Source organism: Arsenophonus sp. ENCA, assembly GCF_002287155.1.
Taxonomy (GTDB): Bacteria; Pseudomonadota; Gammaproteobacteria; order Enterobacterales; family Enterobacteriaceae; genus Arsenophonus; species Arsenophonus nilaparvatae.
In genome coordinates, this window is sequence record NZ_NHNG01000769.1 from 1 (window position 1) to 2,195 (window position 2,195).

A 2,195-nucleotide genomic window follows, 5' to 3' on the forward strand; every position below is an offset into this window, starting at 1 on the left:
ATCGAGAAGTTAAACAAAATTGTGGTATTGAACGCTGTCAGGCTCGCACGAGCCGAGCGCAAAGAAATCATATTTTTCTCGCTATTTCTGCGTGGTTTGAACAACATAAACGTCGTATATCTGAAAAAATAACCCTTTATCAACAAAATTGGGACGTAATCAAAAATGCTATTGCTGAGCACATCCGTGTTTTATTAGCGTACCCAAATTAGTTTTGTGCGAAACTCGTGGGATATACAGGGCGTATTGAGTTTTTCTTACCGGATTGGTATCAGGCAGACATTACCTTTCGAATGGGCGAAGAAAAAGCCCACGCACATTAAACCATCATTAATATTCAACGCAGGGCATTGAAAGCATGCCGCTATTCCTGTTTTTGCCGGAGGAGAGATGAGAGCGGTTAAGTCACTGGAATTAACCAAAGCACAGTATGACTGGGTAAATGGTTGGCTTGAGTTATGGGGGGCGTGGGTAAGCTCAGGAGAGCTTGATAAATGGCAATTCAATATTATCTGGCGATTCATGCAAAAGGCGAAAGGGGAAGTTATACCTTCCAGGCCAATGTGTAACGATGATGAAGGATTGCTCATTTCTCAAGTGGTTGATGCTGTTATGCGTATTGATGAAAAAGCCTACCAAATTCTATTAAGTTATTACGTTTACGGAAAATCAAAATTAAGCATAGCCACCTATTATCACAATATAGCGAAACCCAGAAGGATGATGACCAGAGCGGGGGGGCAGGTGGAAAAAGCCATCACCAAGAACATGTCGAAGGGAGATTGATGACATTCTCAATGCCAGCGTGTATTTAATACACAATCGGCTAATAACGGTCATGAAAAATCAAAATACTGTTGCTAAAGTGGTTAATTTTACGAAATTATGACTTGACTTTAATGGACAAATGGCCAATAATTTTAAGGTAAGCTGATACAATTATATAAAAAATCATAGACCCTCGCTTTTTGCGGGGTTTTTTGTTGAAATCATTGTGGACTTTATGTAGTTGTTAGCCGATTATTAACTGGTTAAAATTAAAATTGATAAATGGGATTGAAATTTCAACCACAGGTAAGTTCTGTTCTTATGTGTAATTTTAAGGGATTAATTGTTCCTGAAATTGTTAAAATTAGGCCGATAATTGTTATAGCCAGAAACAGATATAATAATAAGCTAGTCACAGTTGTTCCTGTTAGCACAACAGAACCGATACCTGCTCTTGATCATCATTATGAACTACGAGAAAACCCAATACCTGGAAAAGAACATTTAAGGTGTTGGGTCAAGTGTGATATGATAATGACGGTATCTATAGAAAGATTAGATAGAATAAAATTACGAACCTGGAATGGTAGAAATTATGAAGTACCTAGAATTTCTGATAATGAGATGAAAGAAATAAAGAATTCTGTTCTTCATGGAATAGGTATGTCATATTTAGTGAAATGACTTGACATTCAGGCGACACTGAAAGATACTTTTTTATGAACCCTTATGGGACTTGTGAGACTTCCAAACAATAGGAAGCTAGGTGCGGGGAATGGTAATGACAAACCTACTGCACCTATGAATTAATACAGTGAACCTCGCTTTTGCGGGGTTTTTTGTTGTATTATTAACGAAATGGCTATATCTTGTTTGTGCACTACTTTTTATAAGCTCGTATGGTATATAAGGTAAATAAGCCAGTAGTGCATAGCCCCATGTGAAAACGTGGGGTTTTTCATTTGTACCACTGCAATACTCACAAAGCCAGCAACATAAACAAGTAAAGCGGCTGTCTCCCTTTTTAATTTAAAGCAATGGAACCCTCAACGGGAGGGTATATGCGTATGTTTGAAAAACACTCAACCCTCAATAAGCGTGTTGCTTAATAGTGAAATAAGGGTGTTTCGGTGATTGAAGTAAATTTTACGCTGTTCTGAGATGGAAATTCCAAAGACCTGCGCTAAGGAGTAAGAAGGTATCATCAATAAAGGGTCTACGATTCCGTAAAATTTGGGTCATGCAACCGAGGCGCTTGATACCCGCGATGGCGTGTTCAACTGTAATACGGATGCCCGAGATTATTTTATTTTCTTGTTTTTGTTCAGGCGATAAAGGTCTTTTTCGAGTTCCTTTTTTTGGGATTTGTGTATTAGGATGCTGTTTATCTATACCTTGAAAACCGGTATCTGCCCAGATGGTTACCT

The 2,195-nt window shown here is 38.2% G+C and carries 3 protein-coding genes and 1 pseudogene; 3 read left to right on the plus strand and 1 reads right to left on the minus strand.

What is annotated here, in order from left to right; all coding sequences use genetic code 11:
* The 3 genes and pseudogenes from CBG25_RS19865 to CBG25_RS19875 form a co-directional block, all read left to right on the plus strand.
* Nucleotides 1-212, plus strand: a pseudogene (locus tag CBG25_RS19865) (hypothetical protein); the annotation flags it as partial.
* A 178-nt stretch (nucleotides 213-390) separates the two neighbouring features.
* A complete protein-coding gene (locus CBG25_RS19870) occupies nucleotides 391-786 on the plus strand; it encodes an antiterminator Q family protein (protein ID WP_366212817.1) in 396 nt (131 codons plus the stop codon).
* A gap of 264 nt (nucleotides 787-1,050) precedes the next feature.
* The gene (locus CBG25_RS19875) at nucleotides 1,051-1,452 is read left to right on the plus strand and encodes a type II toxin-antitoxin system PemK/MazF family toxin (protein ID WP_290608803.1); all 402 of its coding nucleotides are present in this window, start codon (nucleotides 1,051-1,053) and stop codon (nucleotides 1,450-1,452) included.
* A 462-nt stretch (nucleotides 1,453-1,914) separates the two neighbouring features.
* Here the strand turns inward: CBG25_RS19875 and CBG25_RS19880 are convergent.
* On the minus strand, nucleotides 1,915-2,195 hold a 281-nt coding region (locus CBG25_RS19880; protein ID WP_290603775.1), incomplete at its 5' end, for a transposase family protein.

What these genes read in the sequence shown, in the direction of transcription:
- CBG25_RS19875 (WP_290608803.1), top strand. Translation starts at nt 1,051, where the DNA reads ATGGGATTGAAATTTCAACCACAGGTAAGTTCTGTTCTTATGTGTAAT.
- CBG25_RS19870 (WP_366212817.1), top strand. Translation starts at nt 391, where the DNA reads ATGAGAGCGGTTAAGTCACTGGAATTAACCAAAGCACAGTATGACTGG.